The sequence below is a fragment of the Corallococcus sp. AB032C genome (assembly GCF_003668935.1).
GTDB lineage: Bacteria > Myxococcota > Myxococcia > Myxococcales > Myxococcaceae > Corallococcus > Corallococcus exiguus.
Genome location: NZ_RAWP01000004.1, coordinates 58,624 through 83,366, shown reverse-complemented (window position 1 = coordinate 83,366; position 24,743 = coordinate 58,624). Strand labels below are relative to the sequence as shown.

Annotated in this window: 19 protein-coding genes; 9 read left to right on the top strand and 10 right to left on the bottom strand. The window is 69.2% G+C overall.

All coding sequences use genetic code 11. The features are described from left to right. Positions 1 to 35 precede the first annotated feature (35 nt). Together D7X99_RS02720 and tmk are read left to right on the top strand one after the other, a co-directional pair. Positions 36 to 377 carry a hypothetical protein gene (locus tag D7X99_RS02720; RefSeq protein ID WP_233601407.1) on the top strand — a complete coding sequence of 114 codons (342 nt, stop codon included), beginning with the start codon at positions 36 to 38 and terminating at the stop codon, positions 375 to 377. Then, positions 374 to 1,030: a dTMP kinase gene (tmk, locus tag D7X99_RS02715; protein WP_121776345.1), complete on the top strand. Its 657-nt coding sequence runs from the start codon at positions 374 to 376 to the stop codon at positions 1,028 to 1,030. Before D7X99_RS02720 ends, tmk begins: the two co-directional genes overlap by 4 nt. Here tmk and D7X99_RS02710 read toward each other — a convergent pair. After that, a complete protein-coding gene (locus D7X99_RS02710; protein WP_147476009.1) occupies positions 993 to 2,276 on the bottom strand; it encodes an AMP-binding protein in 1,284 nt (427 codons plus the stop codon). The genes tmk and D7X99_RS02710 overlap by 38 nt on opposite strands. Positions 2,277 to 2,700: 424 nt before the next feature. Between D7X99_RS02710 and D7X99_RS02705 the strand changes: the two genes are divergently transcribed. Together D7X99_RS02705 and D7X99_RS02700 are read left to right on the top strand one after the other, a co-directional pair. After that, positions 2,701 to 3,993 carry a DUF2380 domain-containing protein gene (locus tag D7X99_RS02705; RefSeq protein WP_233613055.1) on the top strand — a complete coding sequence of 431 codons (1,293 nt, stop codon included), beginning with the start codon at positions 2,701 to 2,703 and terminating at the stop codon, positions 3,991 to 3,993. Further along, the gene (locus D7X99_RS02700) at positions 3,990 to 4,457 is read left to right on the top strand and encodes an NUDIX hydrolase (protein ID WP_121776343.1); all 468 of its coding nucleotides are present in this window, start codon (positions 3,990 to 3,992) and stop codon (positions 4,455 to 4,457) included. The genes D7X99_RS02705 and D7X99_RS02700 overlap by 4 nt, the downstream gene beginning before the upstream one ends. 45 nt (positions 4,458 to 4,502) lie before the next feature. On the opposite strand, the gene D7X99_RS02695 is transcribed toward D7X99_RS02700, so the two are convergent. From D7X99_RS02695 to D7X99_RS02665, 7 genes are read right to left on the bottom strand one after another with little or no spacing between them, the layout of a single operon-like run. Beyond that, positions 4,503 to 5,684 carry an ATP-grasp domain-containing protein gene (locus tag D7X99_RS02695; RefSeq protein ID WP_121776342.1) on the bottom strand — a complete coding sequence of 394 codons (1,182 nt, stop codon included), beginning with the start codon at positions 5,682 to 5,684 and terminating at the stop codon, positions 4,503 to 4,505. A 3-nt stretch (positions 5,685 to 5,687) separates the two neighbouring features. Next, positions 5,688 to 7,043 carry a hypothetical protein gene (locus D7X99_RS02690; protein ID WP_121776341.1) on the bottom strand — a complete coding sequence of 452 codons (1,356 nt, stop codon included), beginning with the start codon at positions 7,041 to 7,043 and terminating at the stop codon, positions 5,688 to 5,690. Positions 7,044 to 7,052: 9 nt separating this feature from the next. Further along, positions 7,053 to 8,021, bottom strand: coding sequence for an isopenicillin N synthase family oxygenase (locus tag D7X99_RS02685; RefSeq protein WP_121776416.1), 969 nt, complete (start codon positions 8,019 to 8,021; stop codon positions 7,053 to 7,055). Positions 8,022 to 8,035: 14 nt separating this feature from the next. Continuing rightward, positions 8,036 to 8,962 (bottom strand): ornithine cyclodeaminase family protein, encoded by a 927-nt coding sequence (locus D7X99_RS02680; protein ID WP_121776340.1) that lies wholly within the window; start codon positions 8,960 to 8,962, stop codon positions 8,036 to 8,038. A 14-nt stretch (positions 8,963 to 8,976) separates the two neighbouring features. After that, positions 8,977 to 10,206, bottom strand: coding sequence for an aminotransferase class I/II-fold pyridoxal phosphate-dependent enzyme (locus D7X99_RS02675; protein ID WP_199756313.1), 1,230 nt, complete (start codon positions 10,204 to 10,206; stop codon positions 8,977 to 8,979). Further along, positions 10,203 to 11,114, bottom strand: coding sequence for an alpha/beta hydrolase (locus D7X99_RS02670; protein WP_121776339.1), 912 nt, complete (start codon positions 11,112 to 11,114; stop codon positions 10,203 to 10,205). Before D7X99_RS02670 ends, D7X99_RS02675 begins: the two co-directional genes overlap by 4 nt. Then, on the bottom strand, positions 11,111 to 12,025 hold the full coding sequence (locus tag D7X99_RS02665; RefSeq protein ID WP_121759652.1) for a hypothetical protein: 915 nt from the start codon (positions 12,023 to 12,025) through the stop codon (positions 11,111 to 11,113). Before D7X99_RS02665 ends, D7X99_RS02670 begins: the two co-directional genes overlap by 4 nt. A 315-nt stretch (positions 12,026 to 12,340) precedes the next feature. On the opposite strand from D7X99_RS02665, the gene D7X99_RS02660 reads away from it, so the two are divergent. The 4 genes from D7X99_RS02660 to D7X99_RS02645 are packed head-to-tail and all read left to right on the top strand — an operon-like array spanning position 12,341 to position 17,598. Next, complete coding sequence (locus D7X99_RS02660; protein WP_121776338.1) at positions 12,341 to 15,109, top strand: polyketide synthase; 2,769 nt, start codon at positions 12,341 to 12,343, stop codon at positions 15,107 to 15,109. Then, positions 15,106 to 15,633 (top strand): YiiD C-terminal domain-containing protein, encoded by a 528-nt coding sequence (locus D7X99_RS02655; protein WP_121776337.1) that lies wholly within the window; start codon positions 15,106 to 15,108, stop codon positions 15,631 to 15,633. Before D7X99_RS02660 ends, D7X99_RS02655 begins: the two co-directional genes overlap by 4 nt. After that, complete coding sequence (locus tag D7X99_RS02650; RefSeq protein ID WP_158626906.1) at positions 15,630 to 16,589, top strand: aldo/keto reductase; 960 nt, start codon at positions 15,630 to 15,632, stop codon at positions 16,587 to 16,589. The genes D7X99_RS02655 and D7X99_RS02650 overlap by 4 nt, the downstream gene beginning before the upstream one ends. A 4-nt stretch (positions 16,590 to 16,593) precedes the next feature. After that, positions 16,594 to 17,598, top strand: a complete 1,005-nt coding sequence (locus D7X99_RS02645) for an NADPH:quinone oxidoreductase family protein (RefSeq protein ID WP_121776335.1) — start codon at positions 16,594 to 16,596, stop codon at positions 17,596 to 17,598. Here D7X99_RS02645 and D7X99_RS02640 read toward each other — a convergent pair. Further along, on the bottom strand, positions 17,591 to 18,745 hold the full coding sequence (locus D7X99_RS02640) for an acyl-CoA dehydrogenase family protein (protein WP_120574217.1): 1,155 nt from the start codon (positions 18,743 to 18,745) through the stop codon (positions 17,591 to 17,593). The genes D7X99_RS02645 and D7X99_RS02640 overlap by 8 nt on opposite strands. 109 nt (positions 18,746 to 18,854) lie before the next feature. On the opposite strand from D7X99_RS02640, the gene D7X99_RS02635 reads away from it, so the two are divergent. Continuing rightward, on the top strand, positions 18,855 to 19,592 hold the full coding sequence (locus D7X99_RS02635) for a molybdopterin-binding protein (RefSeq protein WP_120574216.1): 738 nt from the start codon (positions 18,855 to 18,857) through the stop codon (positions 19,590 to 19,592). Positions 19,593 to 19,600: 8 nt separating this feature from the next. Here the strand turns inward: D7X99_RS02635 and D7X99_RS02630 are convergent, their stop codons facing one another. Continuing rightward, the gene (locus D7X99_RS02630) at positions 19,601 to 24,664 is read right to left on the bottom strand and encodes a tetratricopeptide repeat protein (protein WP_121776334.1); all 5,064 of its coding nucleotides are present in this window, start codon (positions 24,662 to 24,664) and stop codon (positions 19,601 to 19,603) included. Positions 24,665 to 24,743 lie beyond the last annotated feature (79 nt).

Sequence of the window (24,743 nt, the reverse complement as noted above, 5' to 3'; positions counted from 1 at the left end):
CGGGCTGGGGCACGTGATGTAGGGTGCTCGGCTCCGTGAGCGCAGACATCCAGCAGGACAAGCGGGCCCGGTTCGACCAGTTGCAGGAGAGCCTGTCGACCCGCCAGAGCACCACCCACTTCACCCACGCGGGTGTGTCCGTCATCGCCTTCATGTTGATTTCAGGGGCGGCGGGGAAGCTGTTCTACGACTCGCTGCGCACGCCGCTCTTGGCCTGGGGTGCCGCGCTCCTGGCGCTGGGGCTGCTGGTGTACGGCTTCCTCAGCTACCGCAAGGGCCGCGCGGTGCTGGTGGAGGAGCTGCAGCGGTACGAGGCGCTGCTCGCGCTGCGCCGCGAGCTGCACCTGGACAACCCCGCAGCGCTCCTTCCCCGGTGAGCGCCGCCAGGAAGGTCGCCCTGCCGGGGCGATTCATCGTGCTGGAAGGCCTGGACGGCGCGGGCACCACCACGCAGACGGAGCGGCTGGCGTCCGCGCTGAGGGCGGACGGGCACGCGGTGGTGACGACGCGCGAGCCGTCCGACGGTCCGGTGGGAACGATGCTGCGCCAGGCGCTCACGGGCCGCCTGGGGTTGCCGCACGGCCGCGGGCCGTTGGCGCAGGAGACGTTGGCGCTGCTATTCGCGGCGGACCGGACGGACCACCTGCACGCGAGGGTGTTGCCGGCGCTGGAGGAGGGCAAGGTGGTGCTGTGCGACCGCTACGTGCTGTCCTCGCTGGCGTACCAGGGCGCGAGCCTGCCCATGGCGTGGGTGGACACGGTGAACGCGCACGCGGTGTCGCCGGACCTGACGCTGTTCGTGGGCGTGGACCCCAAGGTCGCGGCGAAGCGCCGGGCCGTGCGCGGAGGCCCCGCGGAGTTGTTCGAAGCGGACGAGGCCCAGCGGCGCATCGCGAAGCAGTACCTCAAGGCCATCACGCTGCGAGCGAAGCGCGAGCGCATCGTGCACATCGACGGTGAGCTGTCCGTGGAGGCCGTGACGGACGCGTGCCTCAAGGAAGTGCGGCGGCTGCTCGCGCGCAAGCGCTGAACCCCGGCTGTCGTGGGTGCGGTGCACCCGCGACGCGGAAGCCGCGGACGAGCGTCCACAACAGCTCCAGAACGGAGCTGTCGCAGACGATGCGGTTGACGGAGAGCCACGTGCCCACGGGCGCGGCGCCCACGCGTGCGTCCATGGCGCTGAAGAAGTCAGCCACGCTCCGGTGCGACACCCTCACGCCCTGGGGCCTGCCGGAGGAGTAGAGGACGTAGGCAGGGTCGTCCAGCGTCGAGCCCGCGCGCGGAGGCCCCAGCACGTCCAGCTCGAACGCGTCCTCCGAGTCCAGCAGGGCGGTGCACACGCCGTCAGTCGGCAGGTGCTGGACAAGGTGGGACTCCGTGACGAGCACCCGCGCCCGTGAGTCCTCCATCATCGCGGCCAGCTGTTCCCGCGGGCAGTCCGGATCCAGCGGCACGAACGCGCCGCCTGCCTTGAGGATGCCGAGCATCGCCACCACCATGCGGGTAGGGCGCTCCACGCACAGACCCACGCGCACGTCTCGAGCGACGCCGTGCTCGCGCAGGTGCCACGCCAGCGCGTCGCTGGCCGCATCCAGCTGTGCGTAGGTGAGCGTTTCATCTTCCGCCGCCACCGCGACCGCGTCCGGCGTGCGAGCCACCTGCGCGCGGAACCGCGCCGGCAGGCAGCGCGAGTCATCCGACGGCGTCGGGTCGTTCGATTCGGGGAGCAGCATGAAACGTTCGTCCGTGTCGAGCAGCGGCACGGCCATGGGAACGGGGAGCAAGGCTTCCTGCGCCCGGGCCAGCGGCGTCCAGTCCTCCGCGAGGGACGGCGGCACCATGTCCGTGGCCACCCAGTGGAACTCACCCAGCTCCGGCGTCTCCGACGTGAGGCGCGGGGACATCTCCAGGATGCTGCTCGTCGTCAGCACGAAGCGCGCGCCGCAATCCCGAGCGATGGCAAGGAGCTGCGGCAGGGCGCTGTCCAGCCGGGAGGGATCCGGCGGGGAGCACGGCACCGCGATGGCGTCCACGTACAGGCAGCACATGAACCCCACGATGTATTCGTGGCCCGGGGGATACAGCAGCAGCACCCGTTCGCCGGCCGCGTTCAGCGTCCGCAGCCACGTACCCAGTGCCCGCGCCCGGGTGTCCAGGTGCGAGAAGCTCCACTCCTCGGATGTGCCCTCTCCCAACCGATCCGCATGTGGATAGAGCAGGTCCGCCAGGTGGATGGTCGAGTGGAAGAGGTCTTCGCAGTTCTCTGCTGCATCCATGAACAAGCCCTCAAACGAGGAATATCAGATAATCATGGAGCATGGCCCATGGGTCTGACATCCCCCTTCGCGAAGAGGGGCGACGGCGTTCGTGTGTGCGACACCGCGGGTTCCATCCCACCGCCGCGCCGGAGGGGTCGCTGCGGCCAGGGGCGTTCGCCTCGGTGGGCCTGGGGGTGGACCATTCGCGCTGATGCCCTCTTGCTGGCCCTGCTGCTGCTGGCCACGGGGTGCTCCTCCGTGGCGCAAGCGCCTGCGCGTGGCCGAAGCTTGAGCTACGCGCCGCGTGAGACCTCCTCGCCCGCACGGGTGGAAACTCCGAGTGATGAACCCTCGCGCGCTCGGGGCTTCCTCCCACGCGCCTTCTCCGGGTCCGAGCAACGGCCTCCTGCGCCGCCAGCAGCCGCGTGACGACGTGACTGCCGTGGGAGACGGCAGCAGGGAGGGCGCCGTTGGGGGCGAGGCCCGGAGCGCAGCACTGACACGGCAGGCAGTCCTCGAAGCCACGGAAGAAGTGAAGGGCTCACTGACGCGCGTCGAAGCCGGGTTCTCCAAACTGGCGGACCGCCCTCCGCCCCTCGTGGGATGGAGCCTCAATGGCGTCTTCACGCGCTACCTCGACCAGGGCTCCAAGCAGGTGACGTGGATTCAGGGCGCGATTGGAAGTGCTACCGCGTTGACGAAGGTTGCCTCGGAAGTCGGCCCCACGGACATGGAACTGGCCCTGCTGCGCATGACGGGGCCGAAGCTCCAGGCGGCTCAATTCGGAACGCTCCTGCTGGCCACATGGGTGGACTTCCTGCACCTCGCGGACGCCGTGCTCCGCAACTGTCCCATGTGCAGCGCCGAGAAGCTTTTCGTGGATCTTCATCGCGTGCAGGGGCTGATGGAGCCCACGCTGACGGACCTCGCCTCACTGGACCCGGAGCGAGTGGAGGCGGCGACCACCGCGATGCCCGAGTTGATGGGGAAGCTGACGCGTGAGTTCGACACGCTCCGGCGGGAGACCCGCGAGACCATGAAGTTGAGTGGGCAGGTCATCGCGGCGATTCAGGCGGTGGAGATGGTCGCGATGATTTCCACAATGAAGATGGCCATGCCACGCGTGCCGCCCTCGGCCCCCGTGACACTGGGCGTGGGGCTCGTGATGAGTTCGGGCGGAGTCATGGCGGGCTCGCGGATGGTTGTCTCCGCGGAGTGGGCAGAGATGATGCGAAGGCTCGTGCGGGCGGGCGTCATCTCCGTGCCTGCCGTCGGCGCGGCCGTCCTCATCCAGGGCGGACAGGTCACGATGGCCCAGGCGCACCGGGACCTACCCAAGGGCGTGCGTGAAGCGCTGGGGGACAGCCCCGAAGTGCGCGGCATGCAGGTGACGGGCAGGGCGGGGGCGGGCATGTCGGACGCGCCGAAACACCATGTGCTGCCGCAAGAGCATCGCGAGTGGTTCGAGCGGCGCGGCTTCAAGGGCGACATGGACATCGACAACTTTTGCGTCCGGCTGGAGCAGGCCGATCATGAGGCGATTCACGGTGGGGGAAACTGGCGCCCGGGACGCGCATGGCCCGGCGAGTGGAACAGGATGATGATGAAGGCCCTGGGCGATGCCGAGATTGCCACTGGGCGAACGCTGACGCGGAATGAGATCCTGACTCTCGTCGCGAAGAGTATGCGGGACTATAGGGTCCCGATGAGCTTCACTCGTGGGAGAGGACGATGAGCGACGGAGGTGCATGGCAGGGCAACATCAAGGCGCGCCTGTACGAACGGGTCCGTGAGCGAGGCTACGACTCACTGACCGCCTTTGCCGATGCGCGCCCTGCCGTTCCGCTGTACGTCCTGGCCGACGAGTTGGGTAACGACGTTGCCGCGGTGCAGGTGTTGAGCGGATTGCTATACGAGGCGGAGCAGCACAAGCGGGTCACGCGCTTCGTTCGCGACGTGCTCGTGCGCGAAGTCGCCGAGGGGCTCCCCAACGGTTGGCCGCCCATCTTGGACGACGCAAGCCGCTTCGAGGTTGCAATGACGCTTGGGCGCTGGTCCGCGTACACCCCAGAAACCCATGAAGAGCGCGTGCGGCAGGTGCGCGATGCGCTCCTCGCCAGTCCCCCCCCTCCCGGCTGGCGCCCGCTCGGCCCCGACGACGAGCTTCTTCGAACACTCCTCCCCAACGAGGAAGCCTGACCGGAAGCGGCTGCCCTTCGATCCTGGGGCTGGAGAACGCAGTGTCTACGCGGTCTCCAACACGAGTCGCTGGGTGACCTCCCTGCACACGGCTTGCGCCTGCTGCACGGTGTCCGAGTAGGCGAGCACGTAGCCCGCGCGGTCCTCTGACTTCAGGGCCTGACGGATGGTGCCTCCCAACTCCACCGCGAGCGAGATGTCCACCACGCCCGGCAGCCGCTTCAGCGCCAGCGCGCCGTTGATGCGCTTGAGCTTGCCGGGGGGCGGGGTGAAGTACTGGATGGCCGCGCCGCCCCGGGGCACCGGATCCGCCTCCAGGGGCTTCAGTGTCCCCATGGCCCACTGGAGCGTCATGTCCAGCAGGTCATGCCCCGTGGTCAGCCGGACCAGGTCCCACAGACGGTCGCCGCCCAGCCGCGTGTGTGTCTCCACGATGCGAGGGCCGCGCGCCGTGTACTTCAGCTCCGTGTGCGAGGGGCCGTCCTTCAGCCCGAGCACGTCCAGGAAGCCGCGGATGAAGTCGCGCACCTCGCGGTCCCGCTCCGGGCTCATCGGCGCGGGGACCTGGTGCGCGACCTCCAGGAACGCGCTGCCGTTGGGGTCCGTGCTCTTCGTCTCCTCGTTGATGCCCAGGATGACGTGGCGGCCCGCGAAGGAGAAACACTCCACGGAGTACTCGGGGCCGTCCAGGTACTCCTCGGCGATCCACGACGCTCGGCCGTTCAGCACGCCGTCCAGGTCCGCGGCGGAGCGCACGAGCCGCACGTCGATGCTGCCCACGCCGTCCACGGGCTTCAGGATGAACGGATAGCCCTGGCGCTCGCCGAACGCGACGGCTTCCTCGCGCGTCTTCACCGGTGCCCACTGCATGGGTGAGAACCCGCCGGAGTCGAGCACCCGCCGCATGGTTGGCTTGTCGCGCGTCTTCTCCACCAGCTCCAGCGACGTCCCGGGCAGCCCCAGCGCTTCGTTGATGCGCGCGCAGGTGATGAGCGCCTCCTCCGCGACGGTGATGGCGCTCACGAACGGTGTCACCTCGTGCGCGGCCTTCAGCATGGGGATGAGCGCCGGGTCGTCGTAGCTCATGAGGAGGACCCGGTCGGACTGCCGGTTCACGTGATCATCGGACAGCCCCGGCTGCTGGATGACCAACGGCCGCAGGCCCAGCTGCCACGCCCGCTCCGTGATGAACTGCCTCGCGCCCAGAAGGATGAGGTTCGCCGCCATGGTTCATGCACTCCTTGCAGTGACGTCCTCCGCGCGGCCTCGCGCGTGACGGATGAAGGCCTGGCGTCCTTCGTCAGAGACGACGAACGCCCACCCCAGCTTGCCTCCACTGGTGATGTTCACCACCTTCGAAGTGCGGCTGCCTCGCACCAGGAAGCCATTGGGCTTTCCTCCGTAGGAGTAGAAGCCCAGCACCAGCCGGTACTCCGCCGGGGCTGAGTCACCGGCCGCGCGCAGCCGGACGGCCTCCGCTTCCACGACGTGCTGGCAGATCCACCGCTCGATGCCCGGTTCGCGCAGCTTCTGCTCCAGTACGTCCGCGGGCCAGTCCACTCCCATCAGCACGCCGCTGCCGCCGTAGGAGCTGCTGTCGTCGATCTTGAACACCAGCCCGGTCTTGTCGCGCAGCGCGTCCGCCAGGTTCTCCTCCGACAGGGAGAAGGCGTGGGGCAGGTACTTCCGGATGGCGGCTACTTCTTCGTCGCTGAAGAGCGCGTGGTGGCCCGGCTCGCACAGCAGCGCGAGGAACCGCTTGCTCATCCGCAGCTCCGGTTCGAAGCCGTTGGTGAGCACCGCGCCGCTGGACCAGAGCTTCTCCAGGAACGCGAAGCCGTCGGTCACCTCCTCGTAGGTGAACATGCGGTGAATGAGCGTGTGCTCGCCCTCCTCACGCGACAGCCATGCCTCCGGGTAGCGGACCTCGTCGAGGATGTGGACCGGCACGCCCGGGTTCAGATCCTCCAGGTAGCGCTTCAGGTAGTCCTGACGCGGATACCCCAGTTGGGCGTGTCCGGTGGAGTCGAGGATCACCACCCGGCGCAGGTCCCGCTTGCGGCACTCCTCCGCGTACAGCACGGCGAGGTCGCGCAGCGGGCTGTTCATCAGCCCGGCCCTGGGGAAGCCCAGCGCTTCCGTGGCCGCGCGGGAGCCCTCGTAGGCCTCGCCCCCTCCCACGCCGGGGAAGATGTTGAACTCGCAGAAGAAGTAGCCCTGCCGCGTCGGCACGACGTCCATCCGGCCAATCGTCGCGTCGCCGTGGCGCAGGTTGTCCCAGTGGATGAAGTCCATGAGCCGCCGGGGCATGCGCAGCAGGTCCAACAGTCCTTCCCGCGAGCGCGCGTCGATGAGGTGCCCGATGAGCTTCAGCTGCGCGGAGAGCAGGTGGCGGCACGCGCGGCTCAGCTCCTGGAACTCCGCTTCGCTGAAGAGGAGCGGGTGCGCGAACTGGCTCTTCTCGTACATGGGAGAGTCCAGGTCGTGGATGGCGGCGATCGTGCTCGCGTGCGCCTTTGCATCACGCTCGGGCGACCATCCTTCCTCCAGGGCGGCGAGGAACGCTTCGTTGAATGCACCGATCATGGGTGGGCCTCAGGCGCGTCCGGCGTCGTCGACACCGAACAGCGCGTTCATCTTCTGGAGGGAGAAGGCCTTGTAGACGACGGGCTCGTACTTCGCGGGCGTGTCCTTGCAGAACTTCGGGAAGCACTCGATGAGCGCGTCGTCGTTGGCGAGCTTGAAGAACGCAAGCGACTGACGCTCGCCTCCGGACAGGACGACCCGGTGTGGCGTGGACACGTATTCGTCGTTGGACCAGCGGGCCATCAGGTCACCGATGTTGACGATGAGGTGATCCCTCCGCTCCAGCGTGGGCGTGATCCATTCGCCCCCGCGCTCCTTCACCTGGATTCCAGGGCCCGTCTGCGCCAGGACCGTGAGCAGCGTCCCGTCCGTGTGCTCGCCCATGCCCTGGTCGTTGACCAGCGCCGGGTTGAGCCGCGGGTAGAGCAGGGAGCGCAGCGAGTCGGTGGACGCGGAGGTCTTCTTCGCGAAGAAGTCCCGGGGCAGATCCAACGCGATGCTGAACAGCTCCGTGAGCCGGGCTGTCAGCGCCTCGCACTCCCGGAAGTACGCCTTGAGCGCCGCGCGCAGCCTCTGGCCCTCCGCGTCCTCGCTGAACGGCAGGCTCGCGCTGTCGTTCTCGATGAGCCGGCCCACGCTGAACTTCTCCACGTAGTCGCTGGGGAGCCCCTTGCGGCCCATGTACGCGTAGGCGTTCTCCTCCAACATGCCGCTGTAGCCGTAGGGCGTGTAGTCGTCCGCGGCCATGGTGAAGCCGGACTTCAGCCGGCACTGGTTCTTCGCCTCGAGCGGCTGACGGAAGAACGCCCGCGAGAGACCATAGGCGTCCTCGAAGACCGATGGCGCGATGCCGTGACCGCTCAGGGTGAAGAAGCCCACCTGCTTGCAGGCGCGGTCGATCTCGAACGCCGCATGGCGCTCGGCTTCGGACCCTGGCGTCGCGGACGTCAAATCGATTCGGGGCAGCTCCTTCATCATGTGCTCCTCCAGGTTCAATGGCTCAGCTCGCGTTCACGCAGCACGTGCGCGACCGTGAGGACGTCCAGGAAGGCGTGTCCCGTCGAGCTGAAGACGGTGCGGCTCGAGCGCAGGGGACCGCTGTCCCTCCGCACGAGCTGCCCCAGGGTGATGGCGTTGGCGTGCACCGGCCCGGCCTCCGCGAGCGCGGTGGCCAGGTCCTCGACGATCACCGTCGACGTGCGCAGCAGTTCGAGCGGCACCTCCCGGGCCTCCACGGTGTGCCCGCCCATGCAGTTGATGTGCACGCTGGGGGAGAGGGCCTCGAAGCTCCCCAGCGGCGTCTTCGACGACGTCGCGGTGCCAATCACATCCGCGCCGCGGAGGGCCTCGTCGAGCGACGCACAGGCGACGACGTGCACCACTTCACCCAGGGACGCGCGCAGCTCCGCGGTGAACGCGTCGCGCCGGTTCGGGTTTCTCGCCCAGAGCCGCACCTCCTGGATGGGACGGACCGCGCGGACCGCCAACACCTGTTGCCGGGCCTGCGCTCCGGTGCCGGCCACCGCCAGCGTCCGGGCATCCGTGCGCGCGCAGAAGTCCGTGACGAGCGCGGACACCGCGGCGCACTTGAGCTCCGTCACCGCCGCGCCATCGAGCAGCGCGAGCAGTTCCCCCGTATGCGCGGAGAACGCCGCCACCACGCCGTTCATGGTGGGCAGCGGATCCGTGGCGGACCGCTCGAAGAGGGTCGCCACCTTGTTGATGTAGAGGCCCAGGTGCTCCGACACGGCCGGCATCGACACGAACGCGGCGTGCCGGGAAGAGGAGGGGAGCGCGACGCGCAGTGGGATCTGCATGCGCTCGTGCAGGCCCTCCGTGAGCGCCGCCTCCATCTCGCGCACGAGCCGGGGCAGGTTCCCGTGCGCGGTGACGACATCGTGGGGAAGGAAGGCAGTCATCGCGTGCTCCCCGCCTACAGCGTCGCGAGGACTTCCTTCAGGTGGCCGATGAACGCCTGGACCTGCTCCGTGGGCAGGTCTCCGCGCAACATGAGCCGGATGCCCGCCTTCCCCACGGGCACGATGGGGAAGAAGACCGCGGAGCAGTAGAAGCCTCGCTTGTAGAGTTCGCGCGAGAGCTTCACGGCCTTGTCCTGCTCACCCACCTCCACGACCTTGATGTGCAGGCCGTCGCCGCGCTGCTCGGTCTGGATGTGCTCGTCGAACAGGGCGATGTTCCGGCGGAGCTGCTCCTGCCGCTTCGCCAGCTCCGGGCTTCGGTGCACCTGGATGCTTCCCATGGAGGTGCCGATGGCCGCCGTCCGCAGGCTCTGGGACCAGCCCATGGGGCCCGTCCGGTAGAGGAAGTCGTAGTGCCTGCGGGAGCCGAGCATCGCGATGCCGCCCGTGCTGCCGAACGCCTTGGCGATGGAGGCGATGATCAGCGTGCGGTCGTTCATCTCTCGCAGCCGCGAGCGGATGTAGCCCTCGCCGGTCTTCCCCTGCGTGGAGAGCGAGTGCGAGTCGTCGAGGTAGAGGAAGAGGCCGTACTTCTCCTGGAGCGTGAGCAGCGCCTGGAGGTCCGTCGCGCCGCCCGTGGAGTAGACGCCGTCGCACACGTATGCCACGCGCGGATACTTCCGGCAGACGTCCTCCAGGTAGTTCATGTCGTTGTGCGGGCAGTTCAGCACCCGCGTCTCGTCCGCGACGATGGGCTTCACGAACGCCATGGAGAAGTGCGCGAACTTGTCGAACACCATCACCAGGGGCTCGCTGTCCGTCAGGTGCCCCGACCCGAGCACCGGCAGGATGGCCGCCGTGAGCGCGCTGGAGGTGACGGCGGGCAGCACCGGTCCACCGAAGAGGTCCGCGAGCTGTTCCTCCAACTGCTCCATCAGGCCCAGCCGGATGCGGAACTCCGCCATCGACAGGCCGGTGATTCCCTCGCGCTTCAGCGCGTCGATGCCGCCCTGGATGACGTCCGGGTGGCTGTTGAGCCCCAGGTAGGAGCAGGAGCACAGGTTGGCGAACTCGTGCCCGGTGTCCACCTCGCGCAGGCGGTTCTGGCCGTCCACCGCCTCCACGCGGATGTTGAGCATGTTCGACTCCCGGGCCACGGCCCAGGCGCTCTCGCTCGCGGGGATCATCTTCTGGTTGTTGCGGTGCAGGTGGGGACCCATCACCGCGTCGCCGGGCGTCGTCACTTCCGTGCTCCTGTCTTGTCGGTCACGAACTGGCCGATGCGCTGGAGCGCCTCGCGGCCACTGGTGAGGCGGTGGAAGTGCAGGTGCCAGACGTGGACCATGTCGGGCCACTCCTCGAACGTGACGTCCACGCCCTGGGCCTGGGCCTTCTTCGCCATCGCCTGTGAGTCGCTGAAGAGCAGCTCCCGTTCGCCCACCTGGATGAGCAGGGGCGGGAAGCCGGTGAGGTCCGCGTGGATGGGGGAAATCGTGGGCTGCCGCGCGTCCTGCCCATTGAGGTAGTGCCGGGCGACCTCCTCCACCACCTTGCGCTGGACGAGCGCGTCCGCCTTCTCGCGCGATGTGTAGCTGTCGCCGTGGATGCCCAGGTTGAACCACGACGAGATGCACACCAGGGCGCCCGCGAGCGGAAGCCCCTTGGCCCGTGCGTTGACCTGCATGGAGACCACCAGGCCGCCACCCGCGGAGTCTCCGGCGATGGAGATGTGGCCCGGCTTGAACCCACGCTCCAGCAGCCAGCGGTACGCGCTGGTCGCGTCGTCCAGCGCGGCCGGGTAGGGGTGCTCCGGTGCGCGGCGGTAGTCGAGCTGGAGCACCCGGCAGCGCGCCTGTCGCGCCATCTCCGCGGCCATGTGCCCATGGCTCACGAGCGAGCCGAAGACGAAGCCGCCGCCGTGCAGGAAGAGCAGGGCGCGGTCCTGATCGCACTCCGGTGGCGTGAGCCACTGGGCAGGAATGCCGTTCACGCTGACGGGCTCCACCCCGATGTCCGTGGCGACCGGTAGCCCGAGCGAATCGTAGTGGACCCGCGCCGCTTCATAGGCGTCCGGCCAGGGCCGTGCGTCCAGGTCCGCGAGCAGGTCCTTCATCTCCGCCGCGTTGCGCTCCGCGTGCTGTCGCGAGGTCATGCCCGCACCTCGATGACGTTCGGGTACGGGTTGAGCTCGCCGCTGACGAAGCGGGTGATGTTGGCGTCGTCCTTGTGGTTCGTCGCCTTCTCCAGCGACAGGCCGTAGTAGTCGTACCAGCGCCTGAGGTCGTCGGTGCCCGCGACCTGGTACTCGACGTGGCGGATGGGGCGCTTCGCGGCCTTGCTCGCGTCGGTGAGCGACGGCTGGGTGGCCGCATGGGCGAGCCCGCCCACCACCTCGTTGTGGAGGACGATCATCACGATGTCGTTCTCCAGGTCGAGCTTCAGCGCGAACGAGTAGTCGCGAAGGATCTCCTCGGAGAACTCCGCCTTCACGGCGACGTTGTAGTTGTTGGGGATGTTCTCGATGAGCGAGCGCGGATCCAGGCCCTTGTCCTGGCAGAAACGGCGCGTGTCGCAGATCATCGGCATGCCGCCGCTGATGTTCTGGTTGGGGCCGTAGAGGTTCGCGATGAACGGCGTCGCCGAGTCGAAGTGGACGCACTTCGTGGTGACGAACTCGCGGCTCTCCGTGTGGTCGCTGTTGGGCGTGAAGTTCCGGTTCTTGTTGAACCCGTCCACGTCCATCTTCGCCACGCGGTCGTAGGAGATGGGCGTGGGGCTGTAGCGGGCCAGATCGAAGCGCGGCGCGATCGCCCGGAAGACGCCCTCCAGGTAGTCGCGGGCCAGCGCGGCGCCGGACTCGGTGTGGATGTCCAGCCCGCGATCCGCGAGCAGCTTGTTCACGCCGAACACCACCGCGAACCCGTTCTTCTTCTCCACGGCCTCCACCACGGCGTCGAGCAGCGCGCCAGCAGGAGCCGCCGAGCGGCCTTCTCCCAGGTCCGCCGGGAAGGTGGAGACATTGATGAACGAATCCTTGAGACGGCTCGGATCGAGTCTTTTCATGGTCTGTCCAGGGGATGAGGGAGATGGGGCGGCAGCCAATGGCTGATCAATGGGCCGCGATGTCTGTCTTGATATACTGATGCAAAATCCTGGAGTCAACCCGTCCTGGAATTTGCCGTTGGTGGTGTTTTGGATGGGGCGCGCAGCTTGAGAGGGTATCACCCGCTATCAAGGCCCGGAACGACGCTCACAGGAGGACGGCGGCGTCTCTCTGGGGCAACCCTTTACATGCGTCGGGTAGGATTTCGCTGGGTCGGCAAGGATGTGTGTGATTCGGCTGGTCGTGGACGCATCCGGATCATGGCCTTACATTGAATGGCAATGCGGAGAGGAAAACTGGATGGGGTCGCGCCGGTGGCGATCTCTGGTTTTGCGTTTGCGTTGCCTGGCGCTCGCACACTCGATGAGCTGGCGGAGGTGCTTCACGGGGGGAAGACGACGTATGGCCAGTGGCCGGAGGAGCGCATTCCCCGGGCCCTGTATCTGGAGCCTTCAGCGTCCGTGGGCGTGGCGCGGACCTCCACGCTGCTGGGTGGCGTCGTGGAGCCGTCGAAGGTTCCGCACCGGTGGGTGGTGGAGACGGCGCACCAGGCCCTGGCCTCGGCGGGGCTGGAGCCTGGCTCGCTGGGTGGGCAGCCCGTGCCGGTGTTCCTCGCGCATTCACGCGGTGGTGGCCACGGGCTCTACGACGCCGCGGTGCTGGCCGTGGCGGGCCAGCTCCAGCCGTATCTCGTGCACGGCGCGCATCCGAACGAGTTCTCCCATCAGGAGCTGACGGACCTCACCCGGAAGGTGCGCCAGTCGCTCCGGGACTCGTTCGGGCCGGACTTCGTGGAGGACCCGAGGGAGCGCGCCACGCATCGGCTCGCGAGCGCCATCGCGGAGGCGCTGGGCACCACGGAGAAGGCGCTGCTCGTGGATGGGAACTGCACCGGCGGTCTGGCCGCGATCGAACTGGCGGCGCGGGAGCTCGCGAAGGGAGCGCCGTGGGCCATCGCGGGCGCGCTGTCCTACGTCGACACGGTGAACCAGGTCCTCTATTCGAACTCACGCCTCCTGTCGTCCGAGGGCTGTTTCCCGTTCGCCCAGAAGGGGAACGGCACGGTCATCTCCGACGGCGTGGTGCTGTTGGTGCTCACGAGCCTGGAGCGGGCCGTCCAGGAGCGACTCCCCATCCACGGGGTGATTCGTGGCGTCGGCGGGGCGAACGACGGCGCGGCTGAGGCGTACATGCTGGTCCCGAATCCACGCGGCCACGGGCTGGCCGTGGAGCGTGCGCTCGACCAGGCAGGCGTGGAGCCTCGGGAGCTGGGGGTGATCCTCGCGCACGGCACGGGGACGCGGGCCGGTGACGCCGTGGAGGCGAAGGTCTTTGATCGCGCACTGAAGGCGCACGGGGAGGCGGCTCAACCCGCGTCGCCGGTGCCCGTGATGTCGATCAAGGGGAACCTGGGGCATGCGAAGGAAGCTTCAGGCCTGGCGAATCTGGTCGCGCTGCTGGCCCTGTTCGAGTCCGGAGCCATTCCGGGGCCGGTGCACGGGGACAAGCCTCGAAGCCTGCTCGAACCGGGAGGGCTCATCGAGGTCGAGAAGACCGCCCGGTCGTGGCCAGCGGGTGAGCAACCGCGCATGGGAGGCGTCAGCGCCATCGCGAGCGGAGGCCAGAACTACCACGCGGTGGTGGAGGACCGGCCTGCCCCCGCGCGAGCCCAGGCGTTGCTTCGGGGCGCGCGGAGGCTCCCCGCGAGGAGCGACGAACCCATCGCCATCGTTGGGATGGCCGGTGCGTTCGCGGACGCTCCCGACCTTGCCACGCTGTGGACGAACCTGCTCCACGGCCGCCGGGCCTTCCGGAGGCTGCCGTTCGGGCTCGGGGCGCCGCTGGACCTGGACGCATCCCGCTTCACTGGCAACGCCAGCCGGTACGACGAACGACCGGCCGACATCCTCCGGCATGATCCGCTCCACTACCTGCTGGTGGACCTGGCGCGAAGCGCGGCAGCGAAGGTCTCCATCGAACGGGGAAGCAACATCCCGGTGGTCGTCTCCGCGGAGCACTGCAGCGAGTACGGACTGCTTCAGGTCGCCGCCGCACGTCTGCCGGAGATCGAGGAGCACCTCCAGCGCGTGTTGCTCGAGACGGGCAAGGACCCCAAGGGCGTGGCCCGGACCGTGCGCGCGGCGATGAAGCGCCTGTCGATCGACCTGCCAGAACTGTGGGCCGGCAGCCTGTTCAACCTGTCGCCCAGCTTCATGGCGGCGAGGATTGCCCGAGCGTTCGACCTGACCGGCCCGACCTGCGCCATCGAAGCAGGAGGCGCGGCGGCGTCCATGGGCGGACTCGAGGTCGCATGCAGCCGGTTGGCTTCGCGTGAGGCGGACGCGGTGTTCTGGGCGACCGCGGACATGCGGATCGGAGTCACGCGCATGGCTGACGAAGGCGCGATGGGACTTCTGTCCCAACGGGACACACCGACCGTGTTCGACGCGGCCTCCGACGGATATCTGCCTGGAGAAGGCGCCACAGTGTGCCTTCTGCGGCGCTTGTCCGACGCGCGGGAGCGTGGGGAGCCGGTGCTCGGGATCATCCGTGCGGTCGGGAGTGCGTTCGGAACGCCCGAGGACCACGGGCTCGTCTCCGAGCCCGCGATGAGCCTGGCCATCCGGCGCGCCTGGTCACGGTGTGACGTGTCTGCGGACGCGCTCGCCTTCGTGGAGTGCTTCGGCAGTGGGCATCCCGCCAGCGACCGCGCGGAGCTTGCGGCTCTGGGACGGACGCTCGGTACCGCGCGAGCCAGGCCGCTTCCACTGGGAGCAGTCACGCCGAACATCGGTCACACCGGTGCGGCCGCGGGAGCCGCGAGCCTGATGAAGGCGCTGTTCACGTTGGGCGCGAAGCGGATGCCGGCGACCCTGGGAGTGACGACCCCGCTCGTTGGCGCGTGCGACAACCTTCGTGTCTTCACGGAGCCGCAAGAGCTGAAGGAGGCGCGCTTCGCGGGCGTCAACGCTGCTGGAAGCGGGGGCACCCACTACCACGTCGTGATCGAAGCCGGGCCCGACCTCCAGGAGACTGGCGCATGAGCCTCCCCTCATTCGACGAGCGGGACGGTGTCCTCAATCGCCTGGCGACAGACCTCCATGCGCGGATCCCGATGACGAAGTTCCTCGGGATCCACTTCGAGGCGTTCGAGCCCGGACGCATCGTGCTCACAGCGCCGCTGGGGCCTTCGCTCAACCACCGGGGGACGGCCTTCGGTCCAGGGGTGTTCACCTCCGCGGGGCTTGCTCCCTGGTTGTTGCTTGTTCGAGCCGCGTGGGAAGAGCGGCTCGCCGTGCAGATCCTCCTTCGCCGCTGTGAGTTCGCCATCCACCGGCCCATCACGTGCGACTACCGGGCCCGCTGTGACACGTTGCCCGCGCTGGAGGCCGACACGCTTCGTCAGGGCGGCAAGGTGCGGATCACGGCGACGTCGCAGGTCTTCGTTGACGAGGGCGAGCCTGCCGCGACCTACACGGCGCACTTCACGTTGCTAGGCCAGCCTGCTTCCTCCGGTGCGGGGGAGGGGGACCTGGCGTTGCCCTTTCCGGAGGTGTGGCGGACGTGATCTACCGCAAGCTTGGCGGCATCGACGTGTCGGTCTTCGCGCTGGGGGCGGCCAACTTCGGTGGCATCGGAAGCTCCCGGAAGCTGCTGGGGCAGGGGGAGAGCGAAGCTGAAGCGCATGCGCTCCTGGATCGCGCGGTGGCGCTGGGGATCAACCTCATCGACACGGCAGGCACCTACGCGGACGGAGCCAGTGAGGCCATCATCGGCGCGTGGCTGGCGTCGCGTGGCGCCGCGATGCGGGACCGGGTGCTCATCTCGTCCAAGGTGGGCCTTCGCGGCGGGCTCGGACGGAAGCACGTGTTCGCGGAGGTGGACCGGTCGCTGGCACGGCTCCGCGTCGACACGCTCGACTTCTACCTGGCGCATGTTCCGGATCCGGCCACGCCTTGGGACGATGTTCTGGACACCTTTCAGTCCCTCGTGAGGGCGGGCAAGGTCCGCCGCTTCGGCCTGTCGAACGTGACCGCCAGCGACCTCTTGCGCTGTGCTGCTCCTCGCTCAGGAGGCCCGGTGGGATTCGGCTGGGTCCAGAACCGCTTCAACCTGCTGGAGCAGGATGACGCACAGAACGGCGTGCTGGAGGCCTGCGCGAACCTGGGGCTCCAGTACACGCCGTATTCGCCACTGGCGGGCGGCCTGCTGAGCGGCAGGTACTCCATCGCGGGTGACATTCCGGAAGGCACGCGCATCGGACAGCGCAGGGACCTCTACTCGAAGGCCTGGACTCCGGAGAACGCGGCCCGCGTCGAACAGCTCAAGGCGACGGCCGCCGCACACTCGCTGTCTCCGTCGGGCCTGGCCACCTGGTGGCTGGCGCACTGTCCCTTCGTGACGTCGATCCTCGTCGGCGCGCGCAGCCCGGACCAGCTCGAACAGTTGGTGACCGAGGCGTCGGGCCTGCCCGCGAACGACGACCTCTGGCGAAGCCTCGCGGCCCCTTCCATCCAGGAGTGATGACATGCGCGCGATCGTCTGTGGGACGTGGGGCGGGCCCGAGCGGCTCACCCTCGCGGATGCACCCGAGCCCGTTCCGGAGCCCGACGAAGTGAAGATCGACGTACACGCCTGCAGCGTGAACTTCGCCGACCTCCTCATGATTGGAGGGACCTATCAGACCCGGCCCGCACTGCCCTTCGTTCCAGGCCTGGAGGCAGCGGGCACCATCGCCAGCGCACCCGAAGGCTCGGGCTTCCAACCTGGAGACCGCGTCGTGGCCATCCTGTGGCACGGGGGCTATGCCGAGCAGGCAGTAGCCTCCTTGAGGGAGACCTTCCTGCTGCCGGCGGGCGTCTCCTTCGATGTCGCCGCCGCGCTGACCAGCGCCTACGTGAGCACCGCCCTGGCGCTGATCCGCGTCGCCCACCTGAAGCCGTCGGAGGTGCTCCTCGTGCTGGGCGCCAGTGGGGGTGTGGGGCTCGCGGCCGTGCAACTGGGCAAGGCACTGGGGGCCACCGTCATCGCGGTCGCGAGCACTCCGGACAAGCTCGCCAGCGCTCGTGAAGCGGGCGCGGACCACGTCATCCGCCACGCTGACGGAGACTGGAAGGAGCAGGTCCTCTCCGCCGCGGGTTCGTCCGGTGTGAGTGTCTGCTTCGATCCGGTCGGTGGCCCGCTCTTCGACCCGGCGCTCTCGACGCTGGGATGGGGGGGCCGCTACGTGCTCGTAGGCTTCGCGGCGGGACAGGCCCCGAGCATCCCCGCGCACCGGTTGCTCGTGAAGCACCGCGCGGTGCTGGGGTCGTCGTTGCGCTACTTCCGCTACCACGACCCGGCGGCGCTCCGCGAAACCATGGAGCAGCTCTTCGCCTGGTACTCGCAGGGCCGCATCCTCCCGCGCATCACCCTCCGGTTGCCCCTGGCGCAGACCGCCGACGGGCTGCGCACCCTCGCGGAGCGACGCGCCATCGGCAAGGTCGTGGTCCACGTCCGCGAGGGCCGGGACACGCCTCCCGGCGCTATGTGAACGAGCGGGGCAGCCCGAGGACGTGCTGGCTGATGTACGACAGGGCCATGTTCCGGCTCACGGGGGCGTTGATGAACAGGCGCACCTCGCGGAACTTGCGCTCCACGTCGTACTCCTCGGCGAAGCCGTAGCCTCCGTAGGTGTCCATGCAGGCGTTGGCGGCCTCCCAGGCGGCTTCGGCGGCCAGGTACTTCGCCATGTTCGCTTCGGCCCCGCAGGGCTGGTGTCCGTCGAAGAGCGTCGCGGCCTGCTCCGTCAGCAGGTTCGCGGCCGTGAGCGCCGTGTGCGCCTTCGCGATGGGGAACTGCACGCCCTGATTGGCTCCAATGGGCTTGCCGAACACGGAGCGCTCCTGCGCATAGGTGACGGCCTTCTCGATGAACCAGCGGCCATCCCCGATGGCCTCCGATGCGACGAGCACCCGCTCCGCGTTCATGCCATCCAGGATGTACGAGAAGCCCTTGCCCTCTTCGCCGATCAGCCCCTCGACGGGCACTTCGACGTTCTCGAAGAACAGCGCGTTCGTCGCATGGTTGAGCATGGTCCGGATGGGCCGGACCTCCATGCCCTGCGTCTTCCGCAGGTCGAGCAGGAACACGCTCATCCCGTCCGTCTTCTTGCGCACCTCCGCGCGGGGCGTCGTCCGCGCGAGCAGCAACATCAGGTCGGACTGGAGCACGCGCGAGATGAAGATCTTCTGCCCGTTCACCACGTAGCGGTCGCCGCGCCGGACCGCCGTTGTCTCGATGGCGGTGGTGTCCGAGCCCGAGTTCGGCTCCGTCACCGCGAACGCCTGGAGCCGCAGACGGCCCGCGGCGAGCTCCGGGAGGTATCGCTGCTTCTGCTCCGCGGAGCCGTGCCGCAAGAGCACGTTCATCACGTACATCTGCGCATGACACGCGGACGCATTTCCACCGAAGTGGTTGATCTCCCCCAGCACGACCGCCGCTTCGCGCAGGCCCAGCCCCGCGCCGCCGTACTCCGCGGGGATGAGCGCGGCCAGCAGCCCGGCCTCCGTGAGGGCCTTGACGAAGTCGTGAGGGTATTCACGCTCCGCGTCGAGGGTGCGCCAGTACTTCGGAGGGAAGCGGTTGCACAGGGCACGCACGGACGCGCGGATCGCGTCCCGGGTCTCGGTGGAGTCCATGCGCGCAGGATGTCCGTCCCCCCTTGCTGACTCCAGGACAGCACGGGTCCGGGACAGCGCACCGCGTGAGTCCACCCCCGGGGTCCGTTGGAGTAGACTCCCCGGTTCCATGGAGCGGACCGGCGCGGCGGCGATCATCATTGGCAACGAGGTCCTCACCGCGAAGGTGAAGGACGAAAATGGCCCCCACCTCATCCAGCGGCTGCGGGAGTTGGGCATCCCGCTCGTCTCGGTGGAGACCATCCTGGACGACGTGGACGCCATCGTGGACGCGGTGTCCCGCGCCCGGCGCAAGGCCCGCTACGTCTTCACCAGCGGCGGCATTGGCCCCACCCATGACGACGTCACCGTGCGCGCGGTGGCGCTCGCGCTGGGCCGGCCCGTGGTGCGCCTGCCGGAGATGGTGTCGGCCATCCAGGCCCGCGCGGGCACGTCGCCCGTGACGCCGGAGTCGCTGCGCCTGGCGGATGCTCCCGAGGGCGCGGTGCTCCTGGCCCAGCCGGGCATGTGGTTCCCCGTGCTGACGGTGGGGGACATGTTCCTGCTGCCCGGGGTGCCACAGCTCTTCCGGCTGCAGCTGGAGACGGTGCTCTCACGGCTCAGCGGCACGCCGGTGCACCTGGTCAACCTGTATTTCAACCTGGGCGAGAGCGCCCTGGCCGCCGTGCTGGACCGCGTGGCGCTGGACATGCCCCACGTGGCCATCGGCTCCTATCCCGTCTTCGACGCGGCCATGGACTACCGCGTGAAGGTGACGGTGGAGGCCCCGGAGCGGGCCCACGTGGACGACGCCGTGGGCCGGCTGCTCGCGGGGTTCCCGGCGGACTCGCTGGTCCGCCGGGAGTAGCGCGGCGATTACAGCGACAGGCCGATGCGCTGACGCAGGCGGAAGAAGTCGTCCGTCAGCAGCCACGACAGCAGGGCCTTCAGGTCCGCGCGCTCGCGCACCGCTTTGAGGATGTCGTCGGTGGTGCCGTCCTGGCGGTTGGCCACCACGTTCGGATCCTCGCGCAGCACCATGGTGAGGCCCACGGAGGGGTCGCCGCAGACGAGCAGGCCCGCGCGGTCCGCCGAGAAGCCGAGCGCGTCCACCACCGTCGCGACGTCGATCTTCGACTGCTCGGACAGCGTCTGCGCGGGGCCTTCCGACGCCTTCATCGCCTTGCGGTTGAAGGCCTTCTTGAGCTGCTTCGTCATCTCGTCGTTGCGCCGGCCCAGGCCGTTGAACTGCTGCGCGTGGACGCGGATGGCGTTGCCGAACAGGTCCACCGTCTCGCCCTGGGACAGCTTGGAGAGGACGGCCGTCTTGTTGAGCAGGCCCAGCACCGCCTTGCCGATGAGGAACTTCTGCTCACGGGCGTTGAAGCGGCGCACCACGTCCTGGCCCACGCACAGGGACAGGGGCTCCGTCGTCTCCGGCTGCAGCATGCCGCGCCGGGCGAGGTAGACCTCGAACTCCTCCACGCCGAAGGTCTGCGCCACCGCGCGCACGGCCTTGAACACGGCCGAGTCCGGCTTGAGCTTGTCCTGCTTCGGGTTGACGCCGAGCATCTCGAACTGCGGCGGGTACACCTTGCCCAGGTGCTCACCCATGGCGCGCAGCAGGTCCGTCAGCGGGCCGCGCGCGGCCGGGTGCATGAGGACGGTGTCCACGTCCGCGGCGGGCAGCGCTTCACGCGGTTCCTGCGGCTGCCGGGCGCGGGCCTCCGAGTAGAAGGCCTGCTCCACCTCGTTGGTGGCGCGCATGAAGGTCAGCACCGCGGCGACGGCGAACGTCTTGTCCTGCTGCTTCTGGGCATCCCACAGCTTGAACAGCGCATGCAGGCTGTCCACGCGAGCGGGGTCCTGCCGCAGGATCTGACGGTGCTCTTCGATGGCGAGCGGGAAGCTGGCCATGTCGCGGCCATACAGGTCCGCCAGCGCGGCGCGCGCCTGGAGGTTCTGCGGATCCTGCTCCACGAGCTGCCGGTAGATGACGGTGGCGCGAGCCGGCTCGGTCAGGGGGCCCGCGTAGAAGCTCGCCACGCGCATGCGCAGGGACGCCGCGCGCTTGACGTCCGTGGACACGGTGGCCGCGGCCTGGGCCTCCAGCATCTGCGCCAGCTCCGGCAGGTTGCGCTGGCGCTCGTAGAGGGCCACCAGCCGGTCCACCAGCGCGGGCTCGCCCGGCGTCAGCTCCAGCGCCTTCTTGTAGAGCGCCGTGGCGGAGGCGACGTCGCCCAGGCCCTCTTCGTGGATGCGCGCCAGCTCCACGGTGAAGCGCGCGCGGGCGTCGTTGGGCAGGTCCTGATCCAACAGCCGCCGCAGGCAGTCCACCGCGCCGCCGAAGTTGCGGCCCTGTGCGTACACCGTGGCCAGCCGCTCCAGCGCCTCCGGGTGGCGGGGCAGGGTGGCCAGCGCCGTCTGGAGGTGCGCCGCCGCGCGGCCCGGGTCGTTGAGGTGCTGCTGGTAGAGCGCGCCCAGCGTCAGGTGGTGCTGCGCGAGCACGCGAGGGTCACCGCCCTGCTGCACGCGCTGGCCGAGCATCTGCGCGGCCTCCGCGTACTGCTGCGCCTCCAGCAGGAGCAGGCCGCGAGTCTCCAGTGCGTCGGGGAAGCCGGGCTTGGCCGCCAGGGCCTTCTCCAGCACCTCGAGCGCACGGGCCCGGTCACCCAGGGCCACGTTGTGCAGCCGGGCCGCGGTGACGTACGCCGCCGCGGCGGCCTCCACGTCGCGCTGCGCGAGCCGGGCCTCCGCGCGCCGCTCGTGCAAGGCCGCGAGGTCGGAGGAACCGCCGCGCTGCGCGAGCAGCTCCTCCAGGCCGGTGGCCGCGCCCGGGTGCAGCGGGTCGCGCTCCAGCGCCAGGCGGTAGAGGGCCGAGGCGCCGTCCGGATCGTTGAGCTTCTGGGCCGCGAGCTTCGCGGCGGCGACGAAGCCCTCGATGGCGCTCTTGGTGTCGCGGCTCGCGCGGGCCTCGGTCTCCATCATGGTGCGCGCGGTGGCGAAGTCGCCCCGGCGCAGGGCCACGCGGCGGGCGCCCTGGAGCGCGGGGAGGCACTGCGCCTGGAGCTCCAGCGCCTGCAGGTACAGCGCGGCGGCCTGCTGCTGGTCGGGGTTCTTCTCCGCCAGCTCGGCGGCGCGCAGGAGCAGCTCCAGCGCCTCCGTGGCGTCGGTGGTGACGGCCAGCCGCATGCCGTACATGCGCGACAGGCCGGCGGTGTCACCGCTCTGGCGCAGCACGCGCTCCAGTCCGAAGGCGAGGCGCGCGTCGGAAGGGTCCGCGTCGAAGGCGCGCTGGTAGACCTCCAGGGTGCGCTCGGAGGGCGGGCCCTTCTCCTGATCCGCGGCGGCCAGGATGCGCAGGGCGCTGGACAGGCGCGTGTCGGTGACGCGCTCGGCGATGCGGGCGCGCAGCTCCGCGCGGCGGACGCGGTCCGACACGCGGATGCGCTCCAGCAACATGAGGGCGGTGAGGTTGCCGGCCTCCAGGCCCAGCACGGACTCGCAGCACTGCGCGGCGCGGGACGGCTCCTGGAAGCGGTCCAGGTACAGCCGCGCGAGCTTGAGGTACGCCGTCACCTTGGCCGCGGGCGTCTGGCCCACCTGCGTCTCGCGGTCGAGGATGGACACCAGCTCCTTCACGTTGTCCTGCGCGACGTACAGGCGCTCCAGCGCGCGCAGCGTGGCTGCGTGGCCCGGCGTGAGGCGAAGGACTTCCTGGTAGCCCTCGATGGCCAGCTCCGGGCGGCCCAGCTGGTCCTCCCAGATGGCGGCGGCCTGGTAGAGGGCGTTGGCGCGCTCCAGCGGATCCGTGCGGTTGGCGGCGTCCGCGCGCAGCACCTCCACCAGGCTCTCCCACGCTTCGTGGGCGCGGTGGATGCGGGCCAGCGCGCGCAGTGCCGGGAAGTAGCTGGGCGCCAGCATCAGCGCCTCCTGGTACGACGCCAGCGCCTCGTTCTCCTGCTTGAGGCGGTGCTCGTACAGCTCGCCAATCTTGTAGATGAGCGCGGCGGCCGCGTCGGTGGAGGGAGAGATCTCCGACTCCGCGCGGTACATGTCGATGAGCTTCTCCCACCGGGTGTCCTGCGCGTACAGCCGGCCCAGGGCCTTGAGCGCGGGCAGGTACGAGGGCGACAGCGCGAGCACGCGCTCATACGCGGTGATGGCGCCCACGCGGTCCTTCAGGTGCTCGTCGAGGATCTCCGCGTTGCGGTGGAGCAGCGACAGCACCTGCTTGGTGTCCCCGGCGAACGACGCCTCCAGGTCGTTGGTCTCCAGCAGCTCGCGGTAGCGTCCGGCGCGCTCGTAGAGGCGGGCCAGGTTGCGCAGCGTGGGCAGGTGATCCGACGCCAGGTCGAGGATGCGCTTCATGCACTCGATGGCGTGGTCCAGGTCACCCAGGCGGTCCTCGTAGATGACCGCCATCTTGTTGAGCGTGGTGATGACCTGATCACGGTCGGACGTCTGGAGCAGGTCCTGCTCGAACATCGACACCAGCTCCGCGAAGCGGCCCTGGCGCTCGTAGAGGCGGGTGAGGGCCTTCTGCGCGGGGAGGTAGCCCGGCTGGAGCTGGAGGCACGCGTTGTAGCGCGCGATGGCGTCCTCCTGGCGGCTCAGGCGCTCCTCCAGGATCTCGGCCGCCTTGTACATGCGCGCGGCCTTGCCCTTGGCGTCCTCGGCGGCGGTGACCTCCGCGTCGAAGACGGCGACGAGGCCTTCCCAGTTCTTCATCCGGTACGACAGCTTGCCCAGGCCCGCGAGCGCGGCGGCGTGGCTGGGGATGCGGGCGAGGATGGCCTGGTAGCGGGCGGCGGCCTCCTGGTCGCGCTTGAGGTCGTCCTCGTACAGCGCGGCGAGGCGCAGGTTGATGGCGACGAGCTCGCTCTCGTCGTTGATGGAGCCCACCCACGCGAGCAGCACGTCGGCCAGCTCCTCGAAGCGCCCCTGCGTCTCGTAGATGCCGGCGAGCGCGCTCAACACCAGCGGCTCATGAGGGCTCACGCGGCGCGCGGCGAGCAGCGCGGACAGCGCGTCGTCCTTGCGGCCCAGGCGGTCATGCACCTTGGCGATGTGGAGGTACGCGGGAGCGCCCTGGGAGCCCTGGCCCTCGGCCTCGGAGAGGAGGGCGGAGAGGAGCTCGTCGGTGCGGCCCTCGCGCTCGGCGACGCGCTTCACGGCGGCCTGGAGCAGCGGGTCGGAGCGGTCGAGCGCGAAGGCCTCACGGAACGCAGCGGCGGCCGCGTCCTTCTGCTTGAGGCGCTCCTCCAGGAGCATGCCCGCGGAGGTGAGGTAGTGGGCGCGAAGGGACGGCGGGACGACGGCGGTGGCGAGCAGCCGGTAGATCTCCACCAGCGCGCCCGCGTCGTTGCGCGAGGCGTAGACGGACTCCAGCTGGGTGAGGAGGGTGACGTCGGTGGGCTTGCGGTCCAGGGCCTGGCGCAGGGCATCCGCGGCGTCGTTGTCGCGGGACAGGCGCTCCTCGAGGATCTGCCCCTTCTCGAAGAGGAGGGCCGCCTGCTGACGAGGGTCCTCGGCGGCGATGAGCTCCGCGTCGATGAGCTGCACGACCATCTGCCAGTTGCCGACGTCGGCGAAGAGGCGGCGAGCGGCGCGGATGTTGGCGAGGAACCGGGGCGCCAGCTTGTAAGCGTTCTGGAACGCGACGGCGGCGTTGCGAGGGTTCTTGAGCGGCTCTTCCCAGAGCAGTCCGACCTCATGGAAGAGGAGGGCGGCGGTCTGCGGCTCGGTGGTGGCGAGCGCCTTGGCCTCGCGCTCCATGGACGCGATGCGCTCGCGGGCATCATCCTCGGCGCTGGCCTGGGGAACGGGGAGGGTGCTCACGTTCTGGGCGAGTGTCTGGGCCGCGCCAGCCTCGGGGGCCCCGGGGGGAGGCACCGATGCGGAGGACGAAGGCCGCGTGACGTCATTGCTCTCGCTCATGGAAGCCGGCTCCAGGCACTTTGGAAATGAGAGGGGGAGACTGAACGGGAGTTCGTACCACGCGCTCGCCCGGCCCCTC